The 26,405-nt window shown below is 65.4% G+C and carries 27 protein-coding genes; 14 read left to right on the forward strand and 13 right to left on the reverse strand.

Annotated features, from left to right (window positions below; translation table 11 throughout):
- Positions 1–6: 6 nt before the first annotated feature.
- From MK313_RS01950 to MK313_RS01960, 3 genes are all read right to left on the reverse strand, one after another.
- Positions 7–756 (reverse strand): SDR family oxidoreductase, encoded by a 750-nt coding sequence (locus MK313_RS01950; protein WP_008945574.1) that lies wholly within the window; start codon positions 754–756, stop codon positions 7–9.
- A 26-nt stretch (positions 757–782) separates the two neighbouring features.
- A complete protein-coding gene (locus MK313_RS01955) occupies positions 783–1,574 on the reverse strand; it encodes a hypothetical protein (RefSeq protein WP_287779924.1) in 792 nt (263 codons plus the stop codon).
- 108 nt (positions 1,575–1,682) lie between these two features.
- Positions 1,683–2,666, reverse strand: a complete 984-nt coding sequence (locus MK313_RS01960) for a nicotinate-nucleotide--dimethylbenzimidazole phosphoribosyltransferase (RefSeq protein WP_287779925.1) — start codon at positions 2,664–2,666, stop codon at positions 1,683–1,685.
- Between the two features lie 117 nt (positions 2,667–2,783).
- Here MK313_RS01960 and MK313_RS01965 point away from each other — a divergent pair, with 117 nt between their 5' ends.
- Complete coding sequence (locus tag MK313_RS01965; protein WP_008945577.1) at positions 2,784–3,431, forward strand: histidine phosphatase family protein; 648 nt, start codon at positions 2,784–2,786, stop codon at positions 3,429–3,431.
- A 111-nt stretch (positions 3,432–3,542) separates the two neighbouring features.
- Positions 3,543–4,229 (forward strand): lipid-binding SYLF domain-containing protein, encoded by a 687-nt coding sequence (locus tag MK313_RS01970; RefSeq protein WP_287779926.1) that lies wholly within the window; start codon positions 3,543–3,545, stop codon positions 4,227–4,229.
- Positions 4,230–4,271: 42 nt separating this feature from the next.
- On the opposite strand, the gene MK313_RS01975 is transcribed toward MK313_RS01970, so the two are convergent.
- Positions 4,272–4,781, reverse strand: coding sequence for a pentapeptide repeat-containing protein (locus tag MK313_RS01975; RefSeq protein WP_121221195.1), 510 nt, complete (start codon positions 4,779–4,781; stop codon positions 4,272–4,274).
- Positions 4,782–5,877: 1,096 nt separating this feature from the next.
- Here MK313_RS01975 and sdhC point away from each other — a divergent pair.
- The 4 genes from sdhC to MK313_RS01995 are packed head-to-tail and all read left to right on the forward strand — an operon-like array spanning position 5,878 to position 9,281.
- Positions 5,878–6,276 carry a succinate dehydrogenase, cytochrome b556 subunit gene (sdhC, locus tag MK313_RS01980; RefSeq protein WP_040707927.1) on the forward strand — a complete coding sequence of 133 codons (399 nt, stop codon included), beginning with the start codon at positions 5,878–5,880 and terminating at the stop codon, positions 6,274–6,276.
- Between the two features lie 3 nt (positions 6,277–6,279).
- On the forward strand, positions 6,280–6,660 hold the full coding sequence (gene sdhD, locus MK313_RS01985; protein WP_008945581.1) for a succinate dehydrogenase, hydrophobic membrane anchor protein: 381 nt from the start codon (positions 6,280–6,282) through the stop codon (positions 6,658–6,660).
- A gap of 3 nt (positions 6,661–6,663) precedes the next feature.
- Positions 6,664–8,460, forward strand: coding sequence for a succinate dehydrogenase flavoprotein subunit (sdhA, locus tag MK313_RS01990; RefSeq protein WP_008945582.1), 1,797 nt, complete (start codon positions 6,664–6,666; stop codon positions 8,458–8,460).
- Positions 8,461–8,501: 41 nt separating this feature from the next.
- Entirely contained in the window at positions 8,502–9,281 is a 780-nt protein-coding gene (locus MK313_RS01995; protein ID WP_008945583.1) for a succinate dehydrogenase iron-sulfur subunit, read from the forward strand.
- A 61-nt stretch (positions 9,282–9,342) separates the two neighbouring features.
- On the opposite strand, the gene MK313_RS02000 is transcribed toward MK313_RS01995, so the two are convergent.
- The 4 genes from MK313_RS02000 to MK313_RS02015 all read right to left on the reverse strand — a co-directional run bounded on the left by MK313_RS02000 (position 9,343) and on the right by MK313_RS02015 (position 13,557).
- On the reverse strand, positions 9,343–10,332 hold the full coding sequence (locus MK313_RS02000; RefSeq protein WP_287779927.1) for a cobalamin biosynthesis protein: 990 nt from the start codon (positions 10,330–10,332) through the stop codon (positions 9,343–9,345).
- Positions 10,333–10,563: 231 nt separating this feature from the next.
- Entirely contained in the window at positions 10,564–11,991 is a 1,428-nt protein-coding gene (locus MK313_RS02005; protein WP_287779928.1) for an alkaline phosphatase D family protein, read from the reverse strand.
- Between the two features lie 4 nt (positions 11,992–11,995).
- Entirely contained in the window at positions 11,996–12,793 is a 798-nt protein-coding gene (locus tag MK313_RS02010) for an ABC transporter permease (protein ID WP_121221188.1), read from the reverse strand.
- Positions 12,790–13,557 carry an ABC transporter ATP-binding protein gene (locus tag MK313_RS02015; RefSeq protein ID WP_121221186.1) on the reverse strand — a complete coding sequence of 256 codons (768 nt, stop codon included), beginning with the start codon at positions 13,555–13,557 and terminating at the stop codon, positions 12,790–12,792. The genes MK313_RS02010 and MK313_RS02015 overlap by 4 nt, the downstream gene beginning before the upstream one ends.
- 50 nt (positions 13,558–13,607) lie before the next feature.
- On the opposite strand from MK313_RS02015, the gene MK313_RS02020 reads away from it, so the two are divergent.
- The gene (locus MK313_RS02020; RefSeq protein ID WP_121221184.1) at positions 13,608–14,912 is read left to right on the forward strand and encodes an ActS/PrrB/RegB family redox-sensitive histidine kinase; all 1,305 of its coding nucleotides are present in this window, start codon (positions 13,608–13,610) and stop codon (positions 14,910–14,912) included.
- A gap of 123 nt (positions 14,913–15,035) precedes the next feature.
- Positions 15,036–15,584: an ActR/PrrA/RegA family redox response regulator transcription factor gene (locus tag MK313_RS02025; RefSeq protein ID WP_008945589.1), complete on the forward strand. Its 549-nt coding sequence runs from the start codon at positions 15,036–15,038 to the stop codon at positions 15,582–15,584.
- 25 nt (positions 15,585–15,609) lie between these two features.
- Here the strand turns inward: MK313_RS02025 and MK313_RS02030 are convergent, their stop codons facing one another.
- Positions 15,610–16,044 (reverse strand): DUF1178 family protein, encoded by a 435-nt coding sequence (locus MK313_RS02030; protein ID WP_121221182.1) that lies wholly within the window; start codon positions 16,042–16,044, stop codon positions 15,610–15,612.
- A gap of 76 nt (positions 16,045–16,120) precedes the next feature.
- On the opposite strand from MK313_RS02030, the gene MK313_RS02035 reads away from it, so the two are divergent.
- A complete protein-coding gene (locus MK313_RS02035) occupies positions 16,121–16,639 on the forward strand; it encodes a class I SAM-dependent methyltransferase (RefSeq protein WP_121221180.1) in 519 nt (172 codons plus the stop codon).
- Between the two features lie 18 nt (positions 16,640–16,657).
- On the opposite strand, the gene MK313_RS02040 is transcribed toward MK313_RS02035, so the two are convergent.
- Positions 16,658–17,098, reverse strand: coding sequence for a hypothetical protein (locus tag MK313_RS02040; RefSeq protein WP_008945592.1), 441 nt, complete (start codon positions 17,096–17,098; stop codon positions 16,658–16,660).
- A 295-nt stretch (positions 17,099–17,393) separates the two neighbouring features.
- Here MK313_RS02040 and MK313_RS02045 point away from each other — a divergent pair, with 295 nt between their 5' ends.
- The gene (locus MK313_RS02045; protein ID WP_416054101.1) at positions 17,394–18,842 is read left to right on the forward strand and encodes a malonyl-CoA decarboxylase; all 1,449 of its coding nucleotides are present in this window, start codon (positions 17,394–17,396) and stop codon (positions 18,840–18,842) included.
- An 8-nt stretch (positions 18,843–18,850) separates the two neighbouring features.
- Here the strand turns inward: MK313_RS02045 and MK313_RS02050 are convergent, their stop codons facing one another.
- Positions 18,851–20,263, reverse strand: a complete 1,413-nt coding sequence (locus tag MK313_RS02050; protein ID WP_287779930.1) for a helix-turn-helix domain-containing protein — start codon at positions 20,261–20,263, stop codon at positions 18,851–18,853.
- Between the two features lie 169 nt (positions 20,264–20,432).
- On the opposite strand from MK313_RS02050, the gene MK313_RS02055 reads away from it, so the two are divergent.
- Both MK313_RS02055 and aceA read left to right on the forward strand, forming a co-directional pair.
- Positions 20,433–20,681: a hypothetical protein gene (locus tag MK313_RS02055; RefSeq protein WP_008945595.1), complete on the forward strand. Its 249-nt coding sequence runs from the start codon at positions 20,433–20,435 to the stop codon at positions 20,679–20,681.
- A 137-nt stretch (positions 20,682–20,818) separates the two neighbouring features.
- Positions 20,819–22,132, forward strand: coding sequence for an isocitrate lyase (aceA, locus tag MK313_RS02060; RefSeq protein ID WP_121221639.1), 1,314 nt, complete (start codon positions 20,819–20,821; stop codon positions 22,130–22,132).
- 171 nt (positions 22,133–22,303) lie between these two features.
- Here the strand turns inward: aceA and MK313_RS02065 are convergent, their stop codons facing one another.
- The gene (locus MK313_RS02065) at positions 22,304–22,954 is read right to left on the reverse strand and encodes a TetR/AcrR family transcriptional regulator (protein ID WP_121221178.1); all 651 of its coding nucleotides are present in this window, start codon (positions 22,952–22,954) and stop codon (positions 22,304–22,306) included.
- A 124-nt stretch (positions 22,955–23,078) separates the two neighbouring features.
- Between MK313_RS02065 and MK313_RS02070 the strand changes: the two genes are divergently transcribed.
- The gene (locus MK313_RS02070) at positions 23,079–23,525 is read left to right on the forward strand and encodes an ABA4-like family protein (protein ID WP_121221176.1); all 447 of its coding nucleotides are present in this window, start codon (positions 23,079–23,081) and stop codon (positions 23,523–23,525) included.
- A complete protein-coding gene (locus MK313_RS02075; protein ID WP_287779931.1) occupies positions 23,522–24,331 on the forward strand; it encodes a hypothetical protein in 810 nt (269 codons plus the stop codon). The genes MK313_RS02070 and MK313_RS02075 overlap by 4 nt, the downstream gene beginning before the upstream one ends.
- 11 nt (positions 24,332–24,342) lie before the next feature.
- Here MK313_RS02075 and MK313_RS02080 read toward each other — a convergent pair whose 3' ends face one another.
- The gene (locus MK313_RS02080; protein ID WP_008945600.1) at positions 24,343–26,184 is read right to left on the reverse strand and encodes a bifunctional diguanylate cyclase/phosphodiesterase; all 1,842 of its coding nucleotides are present in this window, start codon (positions 26,182–26,184) and stop codon (positions 24,343–24,345) included.
- Positions 26,185–26,405 lie beyond the last annotated feature (221 nt).

The raw sequence follows: 26,405 nt of genomic DNA on the forward strand, positions 1-26,405 counted from the left end.
AAATTCCTACAGCCGGCCGCCGCCGATCTGGATCGAGGTGCCGGTGACGTAGGACGAAGCCGGCGACAGCAGCCACAGGATCGCCTCAGCGACTTCCGCCGCAGTGCCGGTACGGCCCATCGGCACGCCCTTCACCAGCCGGGCGAGCCGGTTCGGGTCGCCGGTCGTGTCATGGATGTCCGTCTCGATCAGTCCGGGCGACACTGCGTTCACCCTGATCCCTTCGGCGGCTACTTCCTTGGCGAGGCCGAGCGTCAGCGTCTCGATGGCGCCCTTGCTGGCGGCATAGGGGATCAGCTCGCCGCTGCCGCCGATCCGCGCTGCGACCGAGGACAGGTTCACGATGCCGCCGCCCCGGCCGCCGCGTGACTTCGCCATGTGGCGCACGGCTTCGCGCGCCACCACCAGCGCGCCGGTCACGTTCAGGTCGATGACCGACTTGATGGTGGCGAGGTCAGTATCGGCCAGCAGGCTGCCGGTGCCGGTGATGCCAGCATTGTTCACCACGCCGGTCACCTTGCCGAGCGCCTTCTCGGCTTCCAGGAAGAGGCGGATCACGTCGGATTCGAGGGCCATGTCACCCTGGATGGCGACGGCGCGGCGGCCCTCGCTCTCGACCTCGCCAGCCACTGTCTTCGCGGCGCTGGCATTGCCCTTGTAGTTCACCACCACATCCCAGCCGCGCTGGGCGGCCAGCCGTGCGGTGGCGGCGCCAATGCCCCGGCTGCCGCCGGTGACGATGAGAATGCCGGTCATGATCCCCTCCCCTTATTCGCTTTATATTACTGCTTGGGCGGAACGTCCTCCCGCTTCGGGCCGCCACGCCGTTCCGGCGCCGGGGCGGTGGTGCCCAGGATCACGGTGGCGCTCTGCACGATGCGGCGGCTGACCGACAGGCCCTCGCCGCCAGCCTGGTCCTTCATCATGGCGGGCGCGGATTCCGCCGCCATGCCGCGCACCATCATGGCCGGGCGCGGGCTGGGCATGCCGGCCGACTGGAAATCGATCATGCGCACGCGGTAGTCCCGGTCCGGGAAGATGTCGGCCAGACGCGCCAGCTCTTCCTTGGTCTGGCGGTACAGCTCGGCACGCAGCGCCGATTCGACCGCCGTGTGCTCAGCCAGCGTCGGGGTGAAATCGATATCGGCGACGCGCACCGACAGGCCCGGCTTGCTGGCATTCTTGGCTTTGTCGTGGACGCCGGCCAGCTTCACCTCCGGCACGCGCGCCTCGGCGACAACCTGCCAGCGCTCCAGGCCCGCCGAATCCATCTGCCGGGAGAAGCGGGTGGTGCGCCAGTCCACACCGGCCACCAGTCCGCCCAGCGTGTCATTCACCTGTGCACGGGCATCCGCCATCTCACCACCCTGTAGGGCCATGTCGATGGCGACGATCAGCTTCGCGGTCTGGGTCTCGACCCAGCCTTCGGCCTCCAGCCGCAGGACGATCTCGTCGTCGGCGGGACCGTGGCGGCCGGCGGGCTGGGCCTGTGCGGCGAGCGGCACGCTCAGCAGCAGCACGGCCAGAACAGGCAGCGCCAGAAGGCGGGTCTTATTTGGCGCAGGATGGCGCATCGGAGTCTCCCTTGGCGGTTGTCCCCCTCAATCGGGGTATTTGTGCCAAGTAACGCCCGACAATGGCAAGAGTACGGCTGTTTTCGCCCCGTAAAAGCCGCGATATTCTCAGTTGCGCTGGTCGGCGGCGATCTGGCAGGCGCAGGCGGCGCGCAGCACGGACAGGGCGGTGGCTGAGGCGACACCATCGCCGGTCGAAATGCCGAGGTCGAGCAGCGGCTCGAACCCCAGCGCCCGGCCGAGTGCCGCCGCCAGCGGATCGGCGCTGGCATGGGCCAGCAGGCAGTGCTGGATTACCGTCGGCTCCAGCGCGCGCATCACCAGCGCGGCAGCCAGCCCTTCGATACCGTCGATCAGCACCGGCGTGCGGGCGAAGCGGCAGGCCAGGATGGCGCCGGCCATTGCCGCGATATCGAGGCCGCCCAGGCAGCGCAGCGCCTCCAGCGGGTCGGCCCTGGTGCCGGCATGCAGCGAGACCGCCTTGTCGATGAGGGCGAGCCGCGCCGGATCGGTGGAGGGTCCGCACCAGTCCGCCGCCATGCCGCCCAGCAGCAGGGTTGCCAGCGCCGCCGCCGGCAGCTGCGATTCGGCGGAGATGCTGGCCAGCGCCAGCACGTCGATGCCGGGTTCGACGGCGATCATGCCGTAGGTCATGGCGCGCGCGCAGTCGGCCTCCTCCAGCGCCGGGCCCTGCGTGAAATCGCCGCTCGCCAGCTCGACTGACAATTCGTAGATGCGCAGGTCGGAATCGAGCGATTCCGCCAGCCGGTTCAGCGGCGTCTCGCCGTCTAGGAAGCGTTTCACGGACGCCTCGCTCGCCGCCACCGGATCGAGGCCGAGCGCGGCGGCGGCGCCATGGCTGGCGGCGAACAGGGTCAGGCGCGGATGGTTCAGCTGCGGCGCGGCGCGGCCCTGCCAGCCGGCCAGGAAGCGCGCCAGCGTCGCCAGCCGGCCAGTGCCAGGCAGGGCGGCATGGCCCGCCGCACTCGCGGCATCGCGGTCGATGTCCGGCAGGTCGCCCAGCATGCGGCGGATTTCGCCGAAATGCGGCTCCTCTGCACGGGTCTCTTCGGCGCGGGGCTCCTGGGCCATGGCGGTGTCCTCTCCATATCGGGTCGGCTCATGTCGGCGATGAAGATATCGCGACGGCGCCTCTCTCCTATATCCTCACGCGCGAGAGAGAAAGCAGAATGAAAAGGATGCGACGGGATGAACCAGGACAGTCCGATGACGACGCGCTGGTGGTGGATACGGCACGCGCCGGTCAACAGCACTGGCGGCCGGATCTACGGCGCCGGCGATCCGCTGGCGGATGTGTCGGATATCGAGAGCTTCCGGGGGTTGGCCGGGCTGCTGCCGCGCGATGCGGTGTGGGTGACCACGCACCTGCAGCGCACCCACCAGACCATGGCGGCGATCGGCGAAGCCGGCTATCCGCTACCGGAGGCCGGCACGCAGGGCATCGAGATCGATCTCGGCGAGCAGAGTTTCGGCGATCTGCAGGGCAGGCCCCGGCATGAGGTGTTCGCCACGGTGGAATTCCAGCGCCACCGCTTCTGGCTGACCGCGCCGGAGGTGGCACCGCCGGGCGGCGAGAGCTTTGAGGATCTGCTGGGCCGCGTGACTCCGGTGGTCGAGCGGCTGACGCATGACTATGCGCGGCGGGATGTCATCTGCGTCGCCCATGGCGGCACGATCCGGGCGGCGCTGGCGCATGCGCTGGAGATACCGGCGGCCAAGGCGCTGCATTTCCAGATCGATAACCTGTCGGTCACCCGCATCGACCATCATCCGGCGGAGGAGAACTGGCCGGACCCGGCCTGGCAGGTGGTGATGGTGAACCGGCATCCTAAATAGGCCCAGGGCCAAAGGTGGAGACGGAACGTATTGCCGGTCCCGGCGTTTCTATCGGCAGGAAACAAGCCCGCACGGCGGGCATCTGTTGCATGAAACATGAGGAGATTGGCCATGCGCCGTCTGCGATACGCCCTTACCCTGGCCCTCGGCCTGTTCGTCGCCGCCCCGGCGATGACGGCCCCGGCCCATGCCGACGACACGCCGCAGCTGCTGGTGGACAAGTCGCTCGGCTCACTGCGCGCGATCCTGAATGAGAAGGGGCTGGAACCGGCCCGCGAGCATCTGAAGCAGGCCAAGGGCGTGCTGATCGTGCCCGACCTCATCAAAGCCGGCTTCATCCTGGGCGGCCAGGCTGGCGATGGCGTGCTGCTGACGCGCGGCGCGGATGGCAGCTGGAGCGGCCCGGCCTTCTATCAGGTGATAGCCGGCAGCATCGGCCTGCAGGCGGGTGTCGAATCGCGGGAGACCATCTTCCTGGTGATGAGTGATGCCGGCCTGAAGAAGCTGATGCAGAACGAGATGAAGCTTGGTGCCGATGCCAGTGTCGCCGTGGGCGGCGTGGGTGCCGGCGTGGGTGCGGCCAGTGCCGGTAACCCGGAAGCCGACATTCTGGTCTATGCCAAGTCGAAGGGTCTGTTCGGCGGCGGTGCGCTGGAAGGCGGTGTCGTGAAGCCGAAGCCTGAGATGAACAAGGCCTATTACGGTGCCGACGTCACGGCCGAGGGCATCGTCATGGGTGGCGGTCGCACGCCGGCCGGCAGTGCCGAGCTGCGCAAGGAGCTTGCCGCCAACGACTAAGGCCGCTTTCCCGGCCTTCTGGAAATCGGCGTCTGTCGCACATCAGCGGCAGGCGCCGATTGAGTCTTCGCCGCAGCGGCGCTTGCCGTCGATCCACAGCGCGCCGCGCAGATCGGCCCGGAAGAAATCCGCGTCCCGGATGTCCGCGCCGGTAAAATCAGCCTCGCGCAGAATCGCATTATGAAAACGGGCGCGCGACAGGTTGGCGCCTTTCAGCGAGGCGCCGGTCAGGTTGGCGCGGGAGAAATCGGCATAGGTGAAGCGCCCGCCATCCAGCGTGGCGCCCGGCATCCTGGTTTCCAGGAACAGCGCCCGGTTGGCGTCAGCCTCGCTGAGATCGGCCCCGGCGATGTCGCTGCGGTTCAGGTTGGTCTGCCACAGGGTCGCCTTCGTCAGGTTGGCGCCGGGCATCTCCTGCCGGCTCATATTGCAATTCCGCCAATCCACCCCCGGACCGGGCGGATCGCCGCAGCCCGCAAGGGCGGGGGAGGAGGCAGGCGGGAGCATCGTCAGCGCCGCCAGCAGGAAGGAAAGGCCGATGATCTTCTTCATTGCCAGCCAATGTAGCGCCTCACGGCCCGCTTGCAATGTTCGGGGGGCATTTCCGCCGTCCCGTTCGAGGTCTTATGGCCGCGGCATGCTGTTCCGGCGCAATAGCCCTATGGGGCCAGGGTTTGCCGGCTACCTTATCTAGTTGTCCGGAGGGGGTGGTTTTGCTAAAAAAGCAGAGGCGTCGAGGATGTAGGCGATAATCGCCCGGCCCGGGAAGGCACGTCCTCGACGCCTCTCTTTTCGGGGCCGGAGGCGGGCCGCAAGCGACCGCCGGAACCCCAGACGCAGAAACCGTCATTCTCTTTGCGCTGTCCGGTGCGGGGCACCAACCTGGGCGACAGCTTGGCACGGAGCCGCCCGGCCGACAGCGCGCAAGATCTCCCGCAAGTCATGCCGCCCCGTCATCGCCGTCGTTGGGCCACGAAGGAACCCGGACCGGCGCGACCGCTGGCATGCCCCTTCCCCTCGGTGCCGGTCCGCCTGATCGGCTGAACCGGACCGCGCGGTTCCGCTATCCACCATCGCCGCTGGCGCGGCGCGGTTTCCAAGCGGGCGGGTGGCGGTGCGATGCCGTATGGATCGTTTCCGATCAGCCAGCGGGGGCCGGTAACCGGCCTGCCGCCAGCATGGCATTAACATCGCCCTGTGCCATGACGCCTACTGCGCTGAAATCAAGTTTGTCGGAATTTCATTGCTCTGGCAACGAAAAATCGGTATCAATCAACCAATTTATTGCAAGAAAAAGTTACTAAGTTTCACTAACGGTTTTTCCACAGACCCTTCCATTTGTACCCAAGCCGCATCCTCGCGAAAAATCATTCCATGGCTGTGTGTTGTGCCGTCGCCCGGCGCCATTGGCGCGTTTTATCCACAGCGGTGGATAAAGCCCTGCAAAAAATCCACAGGACGAGGCCTTGATGCTGCGCCGGACGGTTCTCTGCGGTGCGGGGCGTTGGACGGCTGCGCCGGGGGTAAGGCAGCGCTGCGTTGACTTGAAGGCGGGCGGGGTCTAAATCAACTGCGTGTTTAAGAGACGGGCCCAACCCGTTCAGGTACAGTTGAAAACCATTCTTACCGCTCTGGCGAAGGGGGCACCATGCAGTCCGGCGGGAAGGCGGCACGGCCGCTATCACCCCATTTGCAGATTTACCGTCCGCAGATCACTTCTGCGCTGTCGATCCTGCACCGCATCACCGGCGTCGCACTCTCGGTCGGCACGCTGATGCTGACCTGGTGGCTGCTGGCCGCCGCGGCTGGCCCTGATCATTTCGCGCTGGCGCACGGCTTCATCACCTCCTGGCTTGGCTGGCTGCTGCTGCTGGGCTGGTCGGTGGCGCTGTTCTATCACCTGTCCAACGGCATCCGGCATCTTGCCTGGGACGCCGGCTGGGGCTTCGAGCTGCCGCAGGTGTACAAGAGCGGCTATGCGGTGCTTGCCGCCACGGTGATCCTGACCGCCATCGCCTGGGGCGTTGGCCTCTCGATGGGGAGCTGAGCCATGTCGATGCAATCCAATCTCGGCCGCGTGCGCGGCATGGGTTCCGCCAAGGAAGGCGTGCATCACTGGTGGATGCAGCGCCTGACCGCCATCGCGCTGGTGCCGTTGATGCTGTGGCTGGTGATCTCCATCGTCGCCCATGCCGGGGCCGGCCATGCCGCCGTGACCGCGTGGATGGGGCAGCCCATCCCGGCCATCCTGATGATCCTGCTGGTCGTTGGCGGCTATTATCATGCCAAGCTGGGCATGCAGGTGGTCATCGAGGATTATGTGCATAACGAGGGTGTCAAGTTCGCCGCCCTCATCGGCTTGAAGTTGCTCACCGTGGTGCTAGGTGTCGCTTCCGTGTTCGCCATTCTGAAGCTGGCTTTCGGAGCTTAACCCATGCAGTCCTACAAGATTGTCGATCATGCCTATGATGTTGTCGTGGTGGGGGCCGGCGGTGCCGGCCTGCGCGCGACCATGGGCGCCACCATGGCCGGGCTGAAGACCGCCTGCGTGACCAAGGTGTTCCCGACCCGCAGCCACACGGTGGCCGCGCAGGGCGGCATCGGTGCCGCGCTGAACAACATGAATGATGGCGATAACTGGCAGTACCACATGTACGACACCGTGAAGGGGTCGGACTGGCTGGGCGATCAGGACGCCATCGAATATATGTGCCGCAACGCGATCCCGGCGATCATCGAGCTGGAGCATTTCGGCATGCCCTTCAGCCGCACCGAGGAGGGCAAGATCTATCAGCGCCCGTTCGGCGGCCACACCACCAACTACGGCGAGGGCATGGCCAAGCGCGCCTGCGCCGCCGCCGACCGCACCGGCCATGCGCTGCTGCACACGCTCTACCAGCAGTGTCTGAAGCACAAGGCGGAGTTCTTCATCGAATATTTCGCGCTCGACCTCATCATCGACGAGGAGGGCGAGTGCCGTGGCGTCATGGCGCTGTGCCTGGAGGACGGCACGATCCATCGCTTCCGCGGGCACCAGGTGGTGCTGGCGACCGGCGGCTATGGCCGCGCCTATTTCTCCTGCACCTCGGCGCATACCTGCACCGGCGATGGTGGGGCGATGGTGCTGCGCGCCGGCCTGCCGCTGCAGGACATGGAGTTCGTGCAGTTCCACCCGACCGGAATCTATGGTGCAGGCTGCCTGATCACCGAGGGCGCGCGCGGCGAGGGCGGGTACCTCACCAATTCCGAGGGCGAGCGCTTCATGGAGCGCTATGCGCCGAACGCCAAGGACCTGGCCAGCCGCGACGTGGTCAGCCGGGCGATGACGGTGGAGATCAACGAGGGCCGCGGCGTCGGTCCGAACAAGGATCACATCCACCTGCATCTGGAGCATCTGGACCCGGCGGTGCTGCACCAGCGCCTGCCCGGCATCTCCGAGACCGCCAAGGTGTTCGCCGGCGTCGATGTGACCAAGGAGCCGATCCCCGTGGTGCCGACCGTGCACTACAATATGGGCGGCATCCCGACCAACTATCATGGCGAGGTGTTCCGGCCGACCAAGGACGATCCGGACGCCACCATCCCCGGCCTGATGGCGGCGGGCGAGGCGGCCTGCGTGTCGGTGCATGGCGCCAACCGCCTCGGCACCAACTCGCTGCTCGACCTGGTCGTGTTCGGCCGGGCCTGCGCCAATCGCTGCGGCGAGACGCTGAAGCCGGGCACCCCGCACAAGCCGCTGCCCGAGAGTGCGGGCGAGAACGCCATCGCGCGACTCGATGCCGTGCGCTTCAACAAGGGCGGCACCAAGACCGGCGAGGTGCGGCTGAAGATGCAGCATGTCATGCAGCGTCATGCCGCCGTGTTCCGCGACCAGAACATCCTGGAGACCGGCGTGAAGAATATTCACGATGTCGCCAAGGGGCTGGTCGATGTGGCGGTGACCGACAAGTCGCTGATCTGGAATACCGACCTGGTGGAGACGCTGGAGCTTCACAACCTCATGGGCCAGGCCATCGTCACGCTGGAATCCGGCGAGGCGCGCAAGGAAAGCCGGGGCGCGCATGCCCGCGACGATTTCACCGAGCGCGACGACGAGAACTGGATGAAGCACACGGTCTCCTGGTGTGATGTGGATAACGGCTTCAAGGTGGAGCTGGGCTATCGCCCGGTGCATCTGAACACCATGTCGAACGAGATCAAGACGATCCCGCCGAAGGCCCGCGTCTACTAAGCCCGGCCATTTCTTCTAGAGCCCAGGACAAGGAAACCCCCATGGCTCAGTTCACGCTGCCCGCCAACTCCAAGGTTACCGACGGCCAGACCTACAAGGCGCCGGACGGGGCGAAGCGGGTCAAGAAGTTCAAGATCTACCGCTACGATCCCGACAGCGGGAAGACGCCGCGTGTCGATACCTACGAGATCGATCTGGATGATTGCGCGCCGATGGTTCTCGACGCGCTGATCAAGATCAAGAACGAGGTCGATACCACGCTGACCTTCCGTCGTTCCTGCCGCGAGGGCATCTGCGGTTCCTGTTCGATGAACATCGACGGCACCAACACGCTGGCCTGCCTGAAGCCTATCGAGGATGTCGAGGGCGAGGTGAAGATCTACCCGCTGCCGCACATGCCGGTGATCAAGGACCTGGTGCCCGACCTCTCGACGCCCTATGCGCAGCTGGCCTCCATCGAGCCGTGGCTGCAGACCGAATCGGCCCCGCCACCGGATACCGAGCGCCGGCAGAGCCCGGAGGAGCGCGAGAAGCTGGACGGGCTGTGGGAGTGCGTGCTGTGCTTCTGCTGCTCCACCTCCTGCCCCAGCTACTGGTGGAATGGCGACCGCTATCTCGGCCCGGCCGTGCTGCTGCAGGCCTATCGCTGGATCGCCGACAGCCGCGACGAGAAGACCGGCGAGCGTCTGGACGCGCTGGAGGATCCGTTCCGCCTCTATCGCTGCCACACGATCATGAACTGCACCAAGACCTGCCCGAAGCATCTGAACCCGGCTAAGGCAATCGCCGAGATCAAGAAGATGATGGTGATGCGCCGCTGATCGCGGACTGTATCGCAGGCGAAACGAAAACCCCGCCGGTCATGCCGGCGGGGTTTTCGTTTTAAAGCCGCAGGCTGACCACGATGGTCGCGGCCAGTACGCCGGCCAGCACCACGCCGGACACCGCATAGAGCATCAGCGCGCGGCGCACATCGTCGGGTTGCAGCCGCGCACGGCCGCTGCCGATCCATGCGCCGGGCACGGTCAGCGCGGCATGCTGGCGCGGGCCGCCCAGCGACAGATCGAGCGCGCCGGCCATCGCCGCCAGAGCTCGTCCTTCGGTTTGGTCTTTCGCCTTGCCGCCGTCGCGCAGCAGAATGCGCAGGGCCGTGAGGGGCCGCGCGGTCGGTACGGCGATGGCGGCTATCGTGAAGGCAAGCCCCGCCAGCCAGGAGGCAGGCGCCTGGAACAGCCGGTCGGCCAGGGTGAAGGCGCGGCCGTAGAGCGTCTGGTCGCCGCGCCGCAGGATGCGCGCGCCGGCATGGGCGGCAGCCTGGGCCAGCAGGCCGGGCAGGCCGAACAGCGCCGCCCACAGCAGCGGGGCCGCGACCCAGGCAACGAAGCGCTCGGTCAGCGACTCCACGGCGACGCGGGCCACGGCATGCTCGTCCAGCCGGTAGATATCGCGGTCGGTCAGCGCATCGACCGACAGCCGCGCCTCGGCGAGCGTGCCGCCTTGCAGCAGGCGGCGGGCATTCTCCGCCAGATCGTAAGTGCGGCGCAGCGTCACGAAGGCGACCATCAGCCAAAGCGCCAGCGCCCAGCCGAAGCCGCTGGTCATCGCCAGACCATGCACCGCAATTCCCACGGGAAGGACCAGGATCAGCAGGGCCAGCAGGGCCAGCCAGCCCCGGATGCGCAGCGAGCGCGGCGTGCGTTCCGGCCGGTTCAGCCGGTCGTCGAACCAGCGCGCCAGCCGGCCCAGCAGATGGGCCGGATTCAGCCGCGACAGGCTGCGCGGCCACACGAAGCCGCCGGCATAGGCATCGATGGCCAGCGCCGCGATCAGCAGGATCAGGATTTCCGTCGATTGGCCGAGAAACAGGAGCATGCGCTACAATGCCCATCGCCCCGCGTGAGCGTCAATTGGTGGTGAGAGACAGTATTTCTAACTGATACGCCAATAGTGGAATTCCCTCTGTCGTCATTCCCGGGCTTGTCCCGGGAATCCAGGGTTCCGCTTACACGGGCGAGCATCCAGCAGACTGAAGCCTGGACCCCCGCAACAAGTGCGGGGGTGACGGTCTGGGTGTGTGGAGGGATTCCGCTGCCGTCCTGCTTCTTAAATATCCACCTCGGACGTGCGGCCGGACTGTTCCAGCTCCCAGCTGGCGGTCCAGTCCGCGCCTCTGCGCTCCAGCACCAGATAGTTGCGCTCCGCCGTATAGGTGCCGGACTGGCCGGGCAGGCCCCGCAGGCGGATCGGATGACCGGGCAGCGGCGAACTGCCAAAGCGCGCCAGCAGGCCGAGACCGATGGCATAGCCCTTTGGCGGGGCGGGATGGGCGATGCCGGAAGCGACCAGCTGGTGCAGCGGCTTCGGCGGTACATCCAGCGTGCCGTGGGTGGCCAGGTGAATCTCGCCCGACAGGCAGGTCACCGGCGTTGCGGGGTTGGCATGGAGTGCCGCCAGCCGCTCCAGGAAAGTCTTCCATTCCTCGCGGTGGGTGCGACTCTGCCACTGGTCGCGCAGATCGTCCTCGTATTTTTCCAGCCGCGGCGTCAGATGCATCAGCGCTTCGACCCAGGACAAGCGCGGCCCCAGCGCTGGCACGCTGGACAGCAGCAGGACGCGACCACCCGCGCCGGACCGGATAGTCTCCAGCATGGTCTCGAAGGATTTCCAGCCCGCCAGCCCCATGACGCAGTTCGGCCGCCGTTCGGAGCGCAGATCGGGTGCAATCACCTGCAGGCCGGGCAAGGCGACATGCCAGCCCAGGCTGGCGCCGGTCCGGTCCGGGCAGAAGCCGGGCAGCTCGTCCGGCCGGGCGCCATACTGGAACAGCAGGAAATGCTCGCGGGCGACGGCGAACAGCGTCTTGCCCTCCGGCGAATCCAGCTTCGCCGGGCGCAGCGAACCCCAGCCGTCGCAGATATCGTGATCGTCCCACATGGCGAGCGAGGGCACTCGCGCCATTATGCCGGAGATCGCCGGCTGGCCCAGTATGTCGAGATACAACCCGAAGAAACCATCCTGCAGGGTTTCGGCGAGATCGGCCTGCGGTGTGCCCGCCTCGGGGGGCCGCTTGCCGCGCGCCCAGCGCTTCAGCGCCGGATGGCTTTTCAGCAGTTCGTCGGCATAAATCTGGTCGCCGCCCTGCAGCAGCAGCTGGAAGGGCCGGTCTTCATGTTCGATCCGCAGCCGCCGCCACATCGCGTTGCGTTCGTCCAGTGGCCGCTTGCGGTCATCCTCCTCCTGCCCGTTGCAGGACACGAAGGCGATGCGCAGGTCGCCGTGGAAATCGGCATTCACCGGATAGTGCGTGCCACCCAGGCTGTATCCGGTATCCCGCCGCATCGGTAGGGTGAAGTCATAGCGCCAGGCGGTTTTCTCCAGCCGCGTCAGCAGCCGGGTCGCGGAGACACTCTCGCCCTCGGCATCAAGCAGCGGCGGTTCGTGTCCGTCCGGCAGCACCAGCAGGGCGGCGAGGCTGATTCGTTCCTCTGATGCGCCGCGCAGATAGAGCAAGGGGCCGACAGTATCCGTCACCAGCCTATTCCCCCTGTTGCAGAAGCAGGCCGCGTTGCCGCGCGCTGCGGAAGGCCAGCAGGAAGAAGCCCACGGCCAGCACCAGATAGACGGCGTTCACAGCCATGGCGCCGGCCCACAGGTCCCAGCGGAACACGCCCTCGAACATGACGGCGCGCATGCCCTCGAACACATAGGCCGACGGCGTGGCCCAGGCGATGGGCTGCAGCCAGAAGGGCAATGTGGCGATTGGGTAGTAGATGCCGCTGACCGGCGCGAAGGCGAAAATGGTGATCCAGGCCAGGCTTTCCGCGCCCAGCCCCACGCGCATGATGAGGCCGGTGACCGCCAGCCCCAGCGACCAGCCCATGATCATCAGGGCGCTGAAGAAGGCGAGCAGCGGCAGGCCCAGCGAGAAGATCGAGTAATGATAGAGCGGGATCGCTAGCAGCATCGCCGGCACCACGCCGATCAGCGTGCGGATCAAGGCCATGCTCACCAGCGCCGCGGCAAATTCCTGCGGCCTCAGCGGGCTGACGAAGAGATGGCCCAGATTGCGTGACCACATTTCCTCCAGGAAGGAGATGGAAACGCCGAGCTGGCTGCGGAACACCACATCCCACAACAACACGGCGGCCAGCAGGACGCCGACGGCCTCCGCCACCCAGGAGGAGTGGCCGAGGAAGAACTGGGTGATGAAACCCCATATGACCATCTGAACGGTCGGCCAGTAGGCAAGTTCCAGCAGTCGTGGCCAGGAGCCGCGCAGCAGATAGAGATAGCGCAGCACCATTGCCGCGATCCGGTTGGCGGACGCGATCATGCGGAGACCGCCTCCGGCGCGGTGTCGGGCCGGCGGGCGATGTCGAGGAAGACTTCCTCAAGGTTCTGGCGGCCATAGCGCGCGATCAGCTCCGACGGGGCACCCCGGTCCACGATCCGCCCGCCGCGCATCATCAGCACGGCATCGCACAGCCGCTCCACCTCCTGCATGTTGTGCGAGGCGAGCAGGATGGTGGCGCCGCTGTCCTGCTGGTAGCGCCGCAGATACTGGCGCACCCAGTCCGCCGTGTCGGGGTCCAGACTCGCCGTCGGCTCATCCAGCAACAGCACTTCCGGCCGGTTCAGCAGCGCCTTGGCCAGCGCCACCCGCGTCTTCTGCCCGGCGGACAGTTTGCCGGCGGGGCGTTCCAGCAGGGCCTCGATATCCATGTCGGCGGCGATTGCGGCTATCCGCGCCTTGCGGTCGCGCACGCCGTAGAGCCGGGCATAGATGCCCAGATTTTCGGCAACGGTCAGCCGGTGCGGCAGCTCCACATAGGGCGAGGAGAAATTCATGCGCGGCAGCACGCGATAGCGGTGGCGCACCATATCCTCGCCCAGGATACGAATGGACCCGGAAGTGGGGATCAGCAGCCCCAGCAGCATGGACAGTGTGGTGGTCTTGCCGGCGCCATTGCCGCCCAGCAGCGCCACGGTCTGGCCGGGCGCGATGGCGAAATCGATCCCGTCCACGGCGGTCACGGTCCGCTCGCGGCTGATATAGTCCTTGCGCAGGGATTGGACTTCGAGGACGGCATCGGGCATAGCGTCTATATAGGACGATGCGGTCCGTTGCGTACAGAAGCGATAGTGAGATGAGCCCGACCCCGCCCGACCGTCCGATGACGCCCTACGAACTGACCCACCCGGTGCGTCTGCACACGCTGGTCATGCTGCGCTGGGTGGCGGTCAGCGGGCAGGCGGCGACGCTGCTGGTGACCTATTTCTGGCTGGGCTTCGACCTGCCCATCGAGCTGGGCTTCACCATCGTCGGCCTGCTGGCGCTGCTGAACCTCTCGACCGCACTGCGCCAGCCTTCCTCGGCGCGGCTGACCGACCGCGAGGCGGCGGGGTCGATGGCCTTCGACATCCTGCAGCTCTCGGGCCTGCTGTTCATCACCGGTGGCCTCACCAACCCCTTCGCGCTGCTGGTGCTGGCGCCGGTGACCGTGGCGGCGACCATCCTGTCGGCACGCTCCACCATCGCGCTGTGCGTGCTGTCGCTGGCCTGCCTCAGCCTGCTGGCCTTCTTCCACCTGCCGCTGCCCTGGATGACAAGGCCACTGTTCGACCTGCCGCAGACCTATGTGCTGGGCATCTGGGCCGGGCTGTGGATCGCCACGATCTTCATGGCGACCTTCGGCTGGCTGGTGGCGGAGGAAGCACGCCGCATGCGCGATGCGCTGGCCGCGACGCAGATGGCGCTGGCGCGCGAACAGCGCCTGTCCGCGCTGGGCGGGCTGGCGGCGGCGGCGGCGCACGAACTGGGCAGTCCGCTGTCCACCATCGCGGTGGTTGCCAAGGAGTTGATCCGCGAAGTGCCGGCGGGCAGCGAGATCGCCGACGATCTGAAGCTGCTGCAGAGCGAGACCGACCGCTGCCGCCGCATTCTGGCGCAGCTGAGCCAGCGGCCGGAGGCCGACGGCAATGCGCCGTTCAGCCGCATCCGCCTGACCGACGCGGTGGAAGCAGCCGCAGTGCCTTATCGCCGCGATCCGATCGTGCTCGTGCTGGAAGCGGCGGACTCGGAAGGCAATCCGCCAACGGGGGAGGAGCCTACCCTGCCGCATACGCCGGAACTGATGCACGGGCTGGGCAACATCATGCAGAACGCCATCCAGTTCGCGCGTGAGACCGTGGAGGTCCGGCTGCACTGGGATGAGAACACGGTGCTGGTGGAAATCCAGGATGACGGGCCAGGCTATCCCCTCGCCGTGCTGGACAGTCTGGGCGAGCCGTATCTCTCTGGCCGCACGCAGCGGGACGGCCATATGGGCCTTGGCATTTTCATCGCCAAGACCCTGCTCGGGCGGACCGGGGCGCTGGTCGATTTCGGCAATGCCGGGGAAGGCGGCGGCGCGCGGGTGACATTGCGCTGGCCACGGGCGCATACCGGCTAGTATTTGCTGCTAAAAAGCTGGTTTTGGCTTCCAGAACCACCAGATAATGCCCAGGGATGAGAACGCTATCCCGGTAAGAACGAAGGAGCAGGCCGAGACATGGCGGAAGACAGTTCTCACAGGATGACGGGGCCAGTCGCCGGCGACATGACCCTGCTGCTGGTGGATGACGATTCGCCCTTCCGCCAGCGTCTGGCGCGGGCCATGGAAAAGCGCGGCTTTGCCGTTACCGATGTGGAAACCGTCGCGGAAGGTCTGGACGCCGCGCGGCACGGTCAGCCGCCGGCTTATGCGGTGGTCGATCTGCGGCTGGCCGATGGCAGCGGCCTGGATGTGGTGGAGGCGCTGCGCAGTGCCCGCCCGGACATGCGGATCGTGATGCTGACGGGCTATGGCAACATCGCCACCGCCGTCGCCGCGATCAAGGCCGGTGCCGTCGATTACCTGCCGAAGCCGGCCGATGCCGATGCGGTCGAGGCGGCGCTGCTGGACCATAAGGAGGCACTGCCGCCGCCGCCGGACGATCCGATGTCGGCCGACCGGGTGCGCTGGGAGCATATCCAGCGCGTGTTCCAGCAATGCGACCGCAATGTCTCGGAAACGGCGCGCCGGCTGAAGATGCACCGGCGGACCCTGCAGCGCATCCTGAACAAGCGGGCGCCGCGGCCTTAGCTTTTAGGGCCCTAAGCCCCGGCTGTCAGTTATCGGCTGTGGGAACCCAGGGCACGACGGCGATATCGATGCCTTCCTCGCGTAGTGCCTTGGCGTCCTCGCCCGAGGTCTCGCCATAGATGCTGCGCGGATCGGCCTCGCCATAATGGATTTTGCGCGCCTCCTCGGCGAAGGCAGGACCGACATAATCGGCATTCGCCTCGATCTGCCGCCGCAGCTCGCGCAGCTGGCGCAGCTGTTCGCCCGCGACGGCCATGGCCTGATCGTTGCCTGCGGTCGCGGGGGCGCTTTCCGACGGTTTCGCGATGGCAGGGGCCATCAGCTGCTTTTCCACCTTGGTGCTGCCGCAGACCGGGCAGGCGACCTCGCCCACCTTCACCAGCGCATCATAGGCAGCACTGTCGCGGAACCAGGACTCGAAGCCGTGCGCCTTGTCGCAGCGTAGCTGATATCGGATCATGGGGTGTCTGCATGAATGCCAATCGAATTGGGCATTTAATGTGGCGTGTCATCCGAATGAAACAAGAGAAATCGGCATGCATGGTGATCCCCGCCCCTCAGACTGGATCGTGCGCCACGCCGGGCTGGTGCCGGAGGGCGGCACGGTACTGGACGTGGCCGCGGGCGGTGGACGGCACACGCGGCTTTTGCGGCGGCTGGGCCATCCGGTGGTTGCGGTCGATATCGACATTGCCGGGCTATCCGATCTTGCGGACGATCCGGAAGTCGAACTGCTGCAGCACGACCTTGAGGATGGCGGGCCCTGGCCGTTTGCGGACCGGCGCTTCGCCGGTGTGGTCGTCACCAACTATCTATGGCGGCCGATCCTGGCGGATATTGTGGCCTCGGTAGCGCCCGGCGGTGCCCTGCTCTACGAGACCTTTGCCGCCGGCAACGAACGCTTCGGCAAGCCCAGCAACCCGGATTTCCTGTTGCAGCCGGGTGAGTTGCTGGACGCCGTGCGCGGGGCGTTCAGAATCGTCGCCTACGAGGATATCGAACAGTCGGAACCGAAGCCGGCCATGGTGCAGCGGATCGTCGCCCTTCGGTCCTGATGGGTCGCCTGTAAAGCGTCAGCGCATGATGCCCGCACCGGCCAGGAAGTCGGTGAAGGCAAACAGCAGCCAGATGATGGTGATACCAGCCCCCAGGATAACGAGCAGCCAGATCACCGAGCGCAGGAAGACCGAAACCTCCGCCTTCGCGCCGGCCTTGTGCTTGTGGTGCTTGAAATCGACATTGGCCTTCGTGTCGGCAGCGGCGGGTGCCGCCTTTGGCGTCTCCTTTACCAGCGTGCGCTTCTCGGTGGCCGGTTTGCTGGTGTCGTAGATGACGATCTCGCGGCCCTGATTGGCGTCGGCGTCATAATCATCCTTGATGACCTTCACGCCCTCGAAACGTTTTTCGGCATAAAGCTGCTTGGCCGTATCGACCGCCTTATCCCTGTCGGAATAGGTCGAATCGATCATCCAGTTTCCGCCTTTCAGCGTGTGAACCTCATAGAGAATCGGCATCAGGCGTCCCGTTTAAGGATTGCTGGTGGCTGGCCGGCGGGGCTTTTGGCCCCCCGGTGCCGTCAATACCTCGCATTGTCTTTATTTGCGCAGTTCAATCAAGCATCTTGCAGCAAGATGACAGGGTAGCCGGTTATTGCCAGAAGGGTGGCAATACCCACATGCTGAAGAAGCCATTCCGTCAAACGCCATTGCGAGGTTCCCTGTGTCTGCTGCGAATCCGGTTCCGGAAACAATCCCGTCCGGCGATGCCCCCCAGCCTGGCGTACCCCAGCAGGGGCTTCCGGCGCCCGGCCTGCTTGACCGCGCGCTCACCAACCTGAAATCGGCCTGGCGCGAGATTGCCGGCGGCAAGGAACAGGAGCCGCGCGCGCTGGACGATGGTGCTGTGCAGAAGCTGCGCGCCCGCATCGCCGAATGTATCGAGGCGCGGGGTGGTGAGGTGTCGGCCCGTGCCCGTGCGGCGGGTATCGGTCAGCTCTATCTCGGGCTGAACCGGGAAGGGCGCGAACGCTTCCTGACCGTGCTGGCCGGGGAGTTCGATGTCGAGGATGCGGCGCTGGATGCGGCGCTTGCCGCCTGTCGGGAAGCACCGGACCGGGCGGCGCGGCTGGCAGCGGAGGAAAGGCTGCGCAGCGTGCTGGTGGCGCCGCGCGTAAAGCTGCTGACCCAGTTCAACGTCTTGCCGCAGGGGGTGAAATTCCTGGTCGATATGCGCGCCGACCTGCTGCGCATGGATCTGAAGCAGCCGCACCTGGCCAGCCTTGACCGCGACATGAAGGATCTGCTGACCGCCTGGTTCGATGTCGGCTTCCTCGATATGCGGGCGATCTCCTGGGACTCGCCGGCGGCCCTGCTGGAGAAGCTGATCGCCTATGAGGCGGTGCATGAAATCCGCTCCTGGGCCGATCTGCGCAATCGGCTGGCCCGCGACCGGCGCTGCTACGGCTTCTTCCATCCGCGCATGCCGGACGAACCGCTGATCTTCGTCGAGGTGGCGCTGGTGAAAGGGCTGGCGGGATCGGTCCAGGCGCTGCTGGACGAAAGCGCGCCGGTGGCCGACCCGAAAGACGCGGACACCGCGATCTTCTATTCGATCTCCAACACCCAGAACGGCCTGCGCGGTATTAGCTTCGGCAGCTTTCTCATCAAGCGCGTGGTTGATGCGCTGGCCGCCGATCTGCCGCAGCTGAAGATCTTCTCCACCCTGTCGCCGATCCCCGGTTTCCGGCGCTGGCTGGACGGCGCGCTGGCCGCCGATCCGGAGCTGCTGCCCGATGCCGAGCGCGCGACCATCGCCGAGCGGAATGCGGACTTCGCCGATCCGTCGGTCCTGGCAAAGCTGCTGGCCGAGCCCGGCTGGCAGCAGGACAAGGCGTTGGCGGATGCGCTGCACGAGCTGCTGGAGCGGTTGTGCGCCCGCTATCTCACCATCCAGCCCAAGGGAAGGCTGCTCGACCCGGTGGCGCGCTTCCATCTCGGCAATGGCGCGCGGATCGAACGGCTGAACTGGCTGGGTGACGTGTCCGCCAAGGGACTGAAGGAATCTGCCGGGCTGATGGTGAACTATCTCTACCGGCGCGAGGATATCGAGGAGAATCACGAGGCCTATGCGCGCGACGGTACGGTCGCCGTCTCGGCCGATATCGCCGATCTGCTGGCGCCGTGGCGGGGCGACAAGAAATCCGCTCCCAAACTGCGCGTGCGCGGCAGCCGGAACCCGCTGCGCCGTATCGCCGGCTAACCGGCCTTTTACATCATCGTGTAAAGGCTTTCCGGGCGGATTGCCTCGTCCAGCCGGAAACGGTGGTTGGCCGGCGGATGCGCGCGCTGGCCGCATTCCATGCGCGGGCAGATGCGGCAGCCAACACCGATCGGCACCACATGCGCGCTGTTGGCAAGGTCGAAGCCATCGGCATAGATCATCTCGCGCGCATGGATCATGGCGCAGCCGATGCCGATGGCGAAATGCCGGCGCGGGGCGTTGTGGCGGTAGTCGCCCTTGGTGATGGTGCGGGCGATGCAGAAATAGCGCTCGCCGCTTGGCATCTCGGATATCTGGATATTGATGCGTTCCGGCTGCAGGAAGGCGGCATAGACGTTCCAGCGCGGGCACGCACCGGAATGGCGCGGAATCTGGATACCCGACAGCGAGAAGCGCTTGGAGATGTTTCCGGCGATATCGGTGCGCACAAGGTGCATCGGGATGCCCTGCAGGCCCGGCCGCTGCAGGCTGGTCAGCCGGTGGCACACCTGCTCGAAGCTGGCGCCGAAGCGGCGTGCCAGACGCTCGATGTCGTAACGGTAGTCGCGTGCCATCCGGTAGAACGGCTCATAGGGCATGATGAGGGCGGCGGCGAAATAGGCGGCCAGCGCGTTGCGCGCGAGGTCAGGCGCGTCGCCTTCCGGCAGGCTGGCCTCGGCGACGATGGCGTCGATCTCGCGCACCGCCGCCAGCAGGCCCAGTTGGTGCGCCGCCGCGAAGATCGCCGATTCCGGCGGCAATATGTCGGAGACCAAAAGCCGGCCACTGGTGGGCTCCAGCTTGCGGGCAATGCCGGAGGGCAGCGAGGAAAGGCGCCAGTCGATACCGAACACATTGGCAAGGTAGCTCTTCAGCCCGCCCTCGAAATCCTCGGCGGCATGGTCGATATCGGCGCGCACCCGCTCCGCCGCCGCCTCCAGCGCCGGGAAGTAATTGGCATTCTCCTGGATGAAATCGGAAATCCGGTCGGTCGCCAGATGAAAGGGCGGGCCTTCCTCGCTCGGTATGTCGGGCTCTGCCTGGCGGTGCGATTCCAGCGCGCGATAGCGGTCGGAGAGATGCCGGATGGCGCGCGCCACGGCCGGGTTGCTGTGCGCGAAGTCGCGGATGTCGTGGTTGGTAAGGTCGGATTCCGCGAACAGATCCTCGCCGAACATCTCCATCAGGTCGCCGACGATCCGCGCCTCGTCGCCATCGACCAGGTCGCCCGGCTCCACGCCGAAATACCCGGCCAGCTTGAACAGCAGCGGCACGGTGATCTTGCGGCGGTTGTGCTCGATCAAATTCAGGTAGCTGATCGAGATTCCGAGTGCCGACGCCAGGTCGGTCTGGCTCAGCCGGCGCTGCAGGCGAAGCTTGCGGATGCGCGATCCGATCTGCGGGTCCGATTTTGCGGTCATGTCCGCCCCTCGGTTTTACAAAATTTTACAAACCGTGCCGTTTTCTTTGACCTGTGTTTTGCAGGTTTACACGGCTAACTCACGATATTTGTTGCGTAAATTCGGCTCGTGTCAAATCTTTACATCAACAGCCCGCGCCATTGCGGAGCAGAGATTGAGGAGACCGACCATGCAGGACCAGAACAACCGCACCATGCCTCCGCAAGAGGATTACTGCACCATCATCGCGCCCTCCATGGCGGAGGCGATGCGCCAGTTCACCGCCCGCGGGCTTGACCGCGAAGGCTACAGCATCGCCGGCCGCGTCGGCCGCCATGAGTTGCTGCTGGCCGATGGCGAGGCCACGACCGAGCTGTTTGCCGGCGAGAAGATGTTCGCCGCCACCTTCGTCCGCCGCCGCGCCGCGGCGACCGCCTGACCGCTTCCCTCAACCTCCTCGGCGGCGTTCCGGCCAAAGGCAGAAAGACCGAAGCCGCGCCGCTCTTTTCTTCCGACGACAGAGATCGGGTCGCCACCAGGCCCAGCAGATTGGAGACTATAATGCTCGACCAGCCGATGAATTTCCCGCCCTCCGGCGGCGCGCCGAATGAACCCTTCCCCGCGCCGGAATGGGCGCCGGACCGCTGGCGCACTGTTGCCCGTACCTACACGATGGCGGATGTCCGTCGGCTGTCGGGCTCGCTGCCGATACGCCACACGCTGGCCGAGAACGGCGCACGCAAGCTCTGGCAGCTGCTGCATGAGGAGGATTTCGTCCCGACGCTGGGCACCTTCACCGGCAACCAGGCGGTGCAGCAGGTGAAGGCGGGGCTGAAGGCGATCTACCTGTCGGGCTGGCAGGTTGCCGCCGATGCCAACACCAGCGGCAATATGTATCCGGACCAGAGTCTGTATCCGGTGGACAGCGTGCCCTCCATCGTGCGGCGTATCAATAAGGCGCTGCAGCGTGCCGACCAGATCCAGACCATGGAGCGGCATGACGGGCAGAAGACCCCCCAGGAGTCGGGCGAGCACGACTTTTTCGTGCCGATCATCGCCGATGCCGAGGCCGGTTTCGGCGGTCCGCTGAACGTGTTCGAGCTGATGAAGGCGATGATCGAGGCGGGGGCTGCGGCCGTGCATTTCGAGGACCAGCTCGCCTCGGAGAAGAAGTGCGGTCATATGGGCGGCAAGGTGCTGGTGCCGACCAGCCAGTTCGTCCGCACGCTCAACGCCGCGCGGCTGGCCAGCGACGTGATGGGCGTGCCGTCCATCATCATGGCCCGCACCGATGCGGAGGCGGCGCGCCTCATCACCTCCGATGTGGACGAGTATGACGCGCCCTTCATCACCGGCGAGCGCACGGCCGAGGGCTTCTTCCGGCTGAAGGGCGGCTTCGACTGCGCCATCGCGCGCGGCCTCGCCTACGCGCCCTATGCCGACCTGATCTGGTGCGAGACCTCGACGCCCAATCTGGAGGATGCGAAGCGCTTCGCCGAGGCGATCCGCAAGCAGTATCCTGACCAGATGCTGGCCTATAACTGCTCGCCCTCCTTCAACTGGGCGAAGCATCTGGACCAGGCGCAGATGAAGGTGTTCCAGCGCGAGCTGGGTGCGATGGGCTACAAGTACCAGTTCATCACCCTGGCCGGGTTCCACAATCTCTCCTACACGACCTTCGATCTGGCGCGGCGCTACAAGACCGACGGCATGGCCGCCTACAGCCAGCTGCAGCAGGCCGAGTTTGCGGCAGAGAAGGACGGGTTCTCCGCGACCCGCCACCAGCGCGAGGTCGGCACCTCCTACTTCGATGCGGTGTCGATGGCGGTGTCGTCCGGCCAGAGCGCCACGACGGCGATGGCCGACTCGACCGAAACGGCGCAGTTCTGAGGCAATAGGATCTGGGCGGCACAGGGGAGGCGCCTCAAAAGTTTCGCGGATTACCGGTGCCCGGTCCGGTTCAAACCGGCCCGGGGTCAAGGGGCCGCCGGCGATCCGCGAAAACAGAATTAACAGGGACCGCTACCAAGGAACCCCGGAGAGCCCTTCTCCGGGGTTCTTCTATGTGCGGGAAATGCGGCGCAGCACTTCCGCCAGAATCCGCTGCCGGACCTCGGGTGGCTGGGTCTGGAGATATTTCAGCCGGCCGGAATTCATCAGATCCGCCATGCCATGCACGACGGACCAGATGCCCGCCACCTCGGCCATCAGGGATTCGTCCTGCATCAGGCCGGCAAGCGATGTGCTACCGGTATCTCCGCGCAGCCGGCGCACACCCTCCACCAGATGCAGAAAGGCGGCCGAGGCCGCGCTGTCCAGCGCTGGATCGGAAAAATCAGGCCGGTCGGAGGAGAAGATCAGCCGGAACAGTGCCGGGCTGCGCGCCGCGTAATCCAGATAGCCCTGGCCGGCAGCGTTCATCTGCGCCGCCGGGTCCGGCGCGGCGTTGCGCTGAGCCGCCCGCATGCTTTCCAGGAAGCGTGTGAAGCCTTCTGCTGCCAGAGCGGTAAGCAGGCCGCCCGCATCACCGAAATGATGCGCCGGGGCGGCGTGGCTGACGCCGGCGCGCTTGGCGACGCCGCGCAGGGAAAAGGCTTCCACGCCCTTGTCCGTCAGCTCCGCCTCGGCGGCCTCGATCAGCGCCGCGCGCAGATTGCCGTGGTGATACTGCCGGCCCGATGCCGCCTCGGCGGGTTTCGCGTCTTCCTGCATGGTTCTTTCCGGTTGCGATCCTGCCTTCTGAATAGCGCCTTTGGATCGCACGGTCAAAATAATCTTGACAGCGTCAGGATTCGCGTTCATCCCTATCTTTACATCGTCAAGTTAGGAGGTGATCATGTCCCCCGATGCATTGTTCCAACTGGCAAACACGGCTGCCCTGCTGGGCTGGGCCGGGCTGCTGGCCACGCCGCTGGCGCCGCGTCTGTTGCCGCGCCTGTCCGCCCTGCTGGTGCCGGGCCTCTTGTCGCTGGCCTATACCGGCCTGATCCTGGCCTTCTGGTCGAGGGCGCAAGGCGGCTTCGATACGCTTGAGAATGTGATGATCCTGTTCACCCAGCCGGAAATCGTGCTGGCCGGCTGGCTGCATTACCTGGCCTTCGACCTGTTTGTCGGGGCCTGGGAAGTGCGCGCGGGCCAGCGCGCCGGCATGCCGTTCTGGCTGGTCCTGCCCTGCCTGCCGCTGACCTTCCTGTTCGGCCCGGCGGGGTTCGTTGCCTTCCTCATTCTGCGTGCCGCTCACCGGACAGTTCGCCCGACCGTGGCGGGGCAGGTGGCGTCATGAGCACGCTGGCGATGCAGGAGGCCGGCTTCCGGCCCGTCCGTCCGCTCAACCGCTTGTTCCTGGACCTGTTTGGCGCGGAAAGGCTGTTCGCCGAAACGGCACTGGTGTTGATGCTGATGATACCGCCGACGCTGCTGGCGATGGCGTTCGATGGTCGCATGTTGCTGGGCGAGAATCTCTGGATCAAGCCGCTGAAGTTCGAGATTTCCCTCACGCTGTATTTCCTGACGCTGGCCTTCTTCGCGCGCTGGCTGCCGGCTGGCATGACGGAAACCCGCTGGTACCGCCTGTTCGCGGGTGGGGTCGTGCTCAGCACTGGGCTGGAGATGCTCTGGATTGGTGCTGCCGCGACACAGGGAATCCAGTCGCATTTCAACACGACGAACCCGCTGATGGCGGCGCTTTATCCGATGATGGGGGCGCTGGCGACCTACCTGACCTCGTCCAGCCTGATCTACGGGCTGGCGATCCGCCGTGCCGGCGGGCTGGCGCTGGAGCCGGCCTTCCGTTTCTCGGTGATCTGGGGGCTGATCCTGACCTTTGCGCTGACCGTTCCGGTGGCCGGCGGCATGGCTGTTGCCTTTCCCGGTCATGCTGTCGGGGCGGGCGACCTGCGGGTGCCGCACTTCCTGGCCACCCATGCGATGCATTTCCTGCCGGTGGCGGGCTATGCGGCGGGCCGGCTGCTGCCCGGGCGGATGGCATTGCCGGCGGTGCGGTTCTTCACCCTGGGCTTCGTTCTGTTCGTGGCCTACAGCCTCGCCGAGGCGGCGATGGGCTTCGGGTTCCTTGGCCTGATCTTCTGACGGGTGGCGGTTCAGTCGGCAGAATCGAGGATCTGGACCGCCATGCCGTTCTCCGCCCCCTTGGCCTGCTTCTTCAGCTTGCCGACGGTATCCATCATCGTATCCGGCGAGCAGCAACGCCGCCCGGCCGGAACATGCAGCAGCGCCGCGCTGCAGGTCATCAGCCGGTAGCGGTGCGGCTGCCCGTCCCGGTCCGTGGCGTCGATATAGCCCTTCGCCCGCGCCTCGGAATCGTAGAAGCTGGCGATATCCTCGGCGAAGGTGCGACACAGATCGCTCACCATTTCGGCCGCACTCTCCGGCGCCACGCCTTCCAGCGCCAGGAAGAAATCGTCGCCGCCGACATGGCCGATCAGCGCCGCGCGGTTCACGAAATGCTTCTGCAGCAGTTCGGCGAACAGCAGGATCGCCCGGTCGCCCTGGCGGAAACCGTAGGTGTCGTTGAACGGCTTGAAATTATCGAAATCGAAATAGACTAGCGTGACCGCCAGTTCGGGGTCCGTCGCCGCCGTGGCGACATAGGCGTGGATCGAATTGTTGCCGGGCAGCTTGGTCAGCGGGTTCTGGTCGCGCGCGGTGGCGATATTCTTCTCGTTGATCAGCCGCAGCAGCGAGGTGGTGGACAGGAAGCCGACATAGCGCTGGTCGGTGACGATCAGGATTCCCTCGGCATTTTCCGCCAGCGCGAAGATTTCCAGGATCTTGCCAGTATCGTCATGGATATCGGCCACCGGGCAGTGGGTGATGAAATCCTTCAGCGCCTTGCCATAGGCCTTGTTGTGGATCAGGTCGCGGCCATAGGGCGAGTAGATGTAATCCTTCAGCGCTTCCTCGCGCACGATGCCGATCGGCTCCCCCTGACGGTCGATCACCGGAAAGAAGGTGCGCTGCTTGTTGGTCCGGAAGGTCTCGAAGACGTCCTTCATGTCGGTATCGACCGTCAGCGGCTGGATGAACTCCATGGCCAGCCGGTCGCCGGCATTGCCATCCCGGGAGGCACGGCGGTCGCGCAGCGTGATCTGCGCCACATGCTCGTAGTGATCCTGAATTTGCGCCAGTTCCGTGGTCGGACGGGCCACGAAATAGCCCTGCACCAGGTCGCAGCCGATATCCCGGCAGGTGATCAGTTCGGCCTCGGTCTCCACCCCTTCGGCGACCACGATGATGCCCAGCACATGCGCCAGATCGACGATGGTGGAAACGAACAGCTTCTTCTTCGGATCGCGTTCGATGCCGGTGATGAAGAACCGGTCGATCTTCACCTTGTCGGGCTGATAATCGTACAGCAGCTTCAGGCCCGAGAAACCGGTGCCGAAATCGTCAATCGCCAGCAGGTAGGATTGCGTGCGGTAGCTGCGCAGCACCCGCATGGAATCCGCAATATTGCTGGTGTCATGGCGTTCCGTCAGCTCGAAACAGACCGATCGCGGATCAATCCCATGGCGCTCGATGATCGGCAGCGTCTGGTTGGGCTGGTAGTCCGGCGATTCCAGCAGCCTGGGATCGAGATTGAAGAACAGCTTCCGTTCGGTGCTGCCCGGCAGCTGCGCGAATTTCGCGATGGCCTTCTCGCGCAGCAGCATGTCGGCCTTGTGCAGCAGATTCTCGCTGTAGGCATGATCGAAAAGCTGCTGGATGCTCTTGAAGCCGATGGTTTCCGCGCCGCGCAGCAAGGCTTCATAGCCATAGCAGGTGCCGCTGCGGATATTCACGATCGGCTGGAAGGCATAATCGATATGCTCGCGCAGGGATGCCAGGAACCGGGCATTGGCATCGGCGCTGCGGCGGCCGATGGTGATGGCGGGCAAAATGGTGCCGCCGCCGTCGCTGAGATCGTCCCGGTTAAATGACATTTTCTCTTTCTGTGCAGACGGTTGCTCCCGGATTATCCGGCAGCGTTTCAGTGCAGTTTCAACCGACTATTAGCGCAGCATCGACAATCTGGAAATCCATCCACAGCCGATGAAACAGAAAATTCATTTAGATATGGTAAACAAAACAAAGAATTTTAAGGAATTTTCCACCGATATAGATAATGAATCCCGAATGTAGCTGACGGGAAAGTAAAACAAAA

This window comes from Oceanibaculum sp., assembly GCF_022449305.1.
GTDB lineage: Bacteria > Pseudomonadota > Alphaproteobacteria > Oceanibaculales > Oceanibaculaceae > Oceanibaculum > Oceanibaculum indicum.

Bases quoted from the DNA above. Each gene is read 5' to 3' on its own strand.
- sdhA (WP_008945582.1), top strand. From the start codon at position 6,664: ATGCAGTCCTACAAGATTGTCGATCATGCCTATGATGTTGTCGTGGTG.
- MK313_RS02020 (WP_121221184.1), top strand. From the start codon at position 13,608: ATGAGCCCGACCCCGCCCGACCGTCCGATGACGCCCTACGAACTGACC.
- MK313_RS01955 (WP_287779924.1), bottom strand. From the start codon at position 1,574: ATGCGCCATCCTGCGCCAAATAAGACCCGCCTTCTGGCGCTGCCTGTT.
- MK313_RS02030 (WP_121221182.1), bottom strand. From the start codon at position 16,044: ATGATCCGATATCAGCTACGCTGCGACAAGGCGCACGGCTTCGAGTCC.
- MK313_RS02000 (WP_287779927.1), bottom strand. From the start codon at position 10,332: ATGCTCCTGTTTCTCGGCCAATCGACGGAAATCCTGATCCTGCTGATC.
- MK313_RS02070 (WP_121221176.1), top strand. From the start codon at position 23,079: ATGTCCCCCGATGCATTGTTCCAACTGGCAAACACGGCTGCCCTGCTG.
- MK313_RS02050 (WP_287779930.1), bottom strand. From the start codon at position 20,263: ATGACCGCAAAATCGGACCCGCAGATCGGATCGCGCATCCGCAAGCTT.
- MK313_RS01950 (WP_008945574.1), bottom strand. From the start codon at position 756: ATGACCGGCATTCTCATCGTCACCGGCGGCAGCCGGGGCATTGGCGCC.
- MK313_RS01995 (WP_008945583.1), top strand. From the start codon at position 8,502: ATGGCTCAGTTCACGCTGCCCGCCAACTCCAAGGTTACCGACGGCCAG.
- MK313_RS02010 (WP_121221188.1), bottom strand. From the start codon at position 12,793: ATGATCGCGTCCGCCAACCGGATCGCGGCAATGGTGCTGCGCTATCTC.
- MK313_RS01965 (WP_008945577.1), top strand. From the start codon at position 2,784: ATGAACCAGGACAGTCCGATGACGACGCGCTGGTGGTGGATACGGCAC.
- MK313_RS02025 (WP_008945589.1), top strand. From the start codon at position 15,036: ATGACGGGGCCAGTCGCCGGCGACATGACCCTGCTGCTGGTGGATGAC.
- MK313_RS01960 (WP_287779925.1), bottom strand. From the start codon at position 2,666: ATGGCCCAGGAGCCCCGCGCCGAAGAGACCCGTGCAGAGGAGCCGCAT.
- sdhC (WP_040707927.1), top strand. From the start codon at position 5,878: ATGCAGTCCGGCGGGAAGGCGGCACGGCCGCTATCACCCCATTTGCAG.
- MK313_RS01975 (WP_121221195.1), bottom strand. From the start codon at position 4,781: ATGAAGAAGATCATCGGCCTTTCCTTCCTGCTGGCGGCGCTGACGATG.
- MK313_RS02080 (WP_008945600.1), bottom strand. From the start codon at position 26,184: ATGTCATTTAACCGGGACGATCTCAGCGACGGCGGCGGCACCATTTTG.
- aceA (WP_121221639.1), top strand. From the start codon at position 20,819: ATGAATTTCCCGCCCTCCGGCGGCGCGCCGAATGAACCCTTCCCCGCG.
- MK313_RS02065 (WP_121221178.1), bottom strand. From the start codon at position 22,954: ATGCAGGAAGACGCGAAACCCGCCGAGGCGGCATCGGGCCGGCAGTAT.
- MK313_RS02055 (WP_008945595.1), top strand. From the start codon at position 20,433: ATGCAGGACCAGAACAACCGCACCATGCCTCCGCAAGAGGATTACTGC.
- MK313_RS02040 (WP_008945592.1), bottom strand. From the start codon at position 17,098: ATGCCGATTCTCTATGAGGTTCACACGCTGAAAGGCGGAAACTGGATG.
- sdhD (WP_008945581.1), top strand. From the start codon at position 6,280: ATGTCGATGCAATCCAATCTCGGCCGCGTGCGCGGCATGGGTTCCGCC.
- MK313_RS02015 (WP_121221186.1), bottom strand. From the start codon at position 13,557: ATGCCCGATGCCGTCCTCGAAGTCCAATCCCTGCGCAAGGACTATATC.
- MK313_RS01970 (WP_287779926.1), top strand. From the start codon at position 3,543: ATGCGCCGTCTGCGATACGCCCTTACCCTGGCCCTCGGCCTGTTCGTC.
- MK313_RS02035 (WP_121221180.1), top strand. From the start codon at position 16,121: ATGCATGGTGATCCCCGCCCCTCAGACTGGATCGTGCGCCACGCCGGG.
- MK313_RS02075 (WP_287779931.1), top strand. From the start codon at position 23,522: ATGAGCACGCTGGCGATGCAGGAGGCCGGCTTCCGGCCCGTCCGTCCG.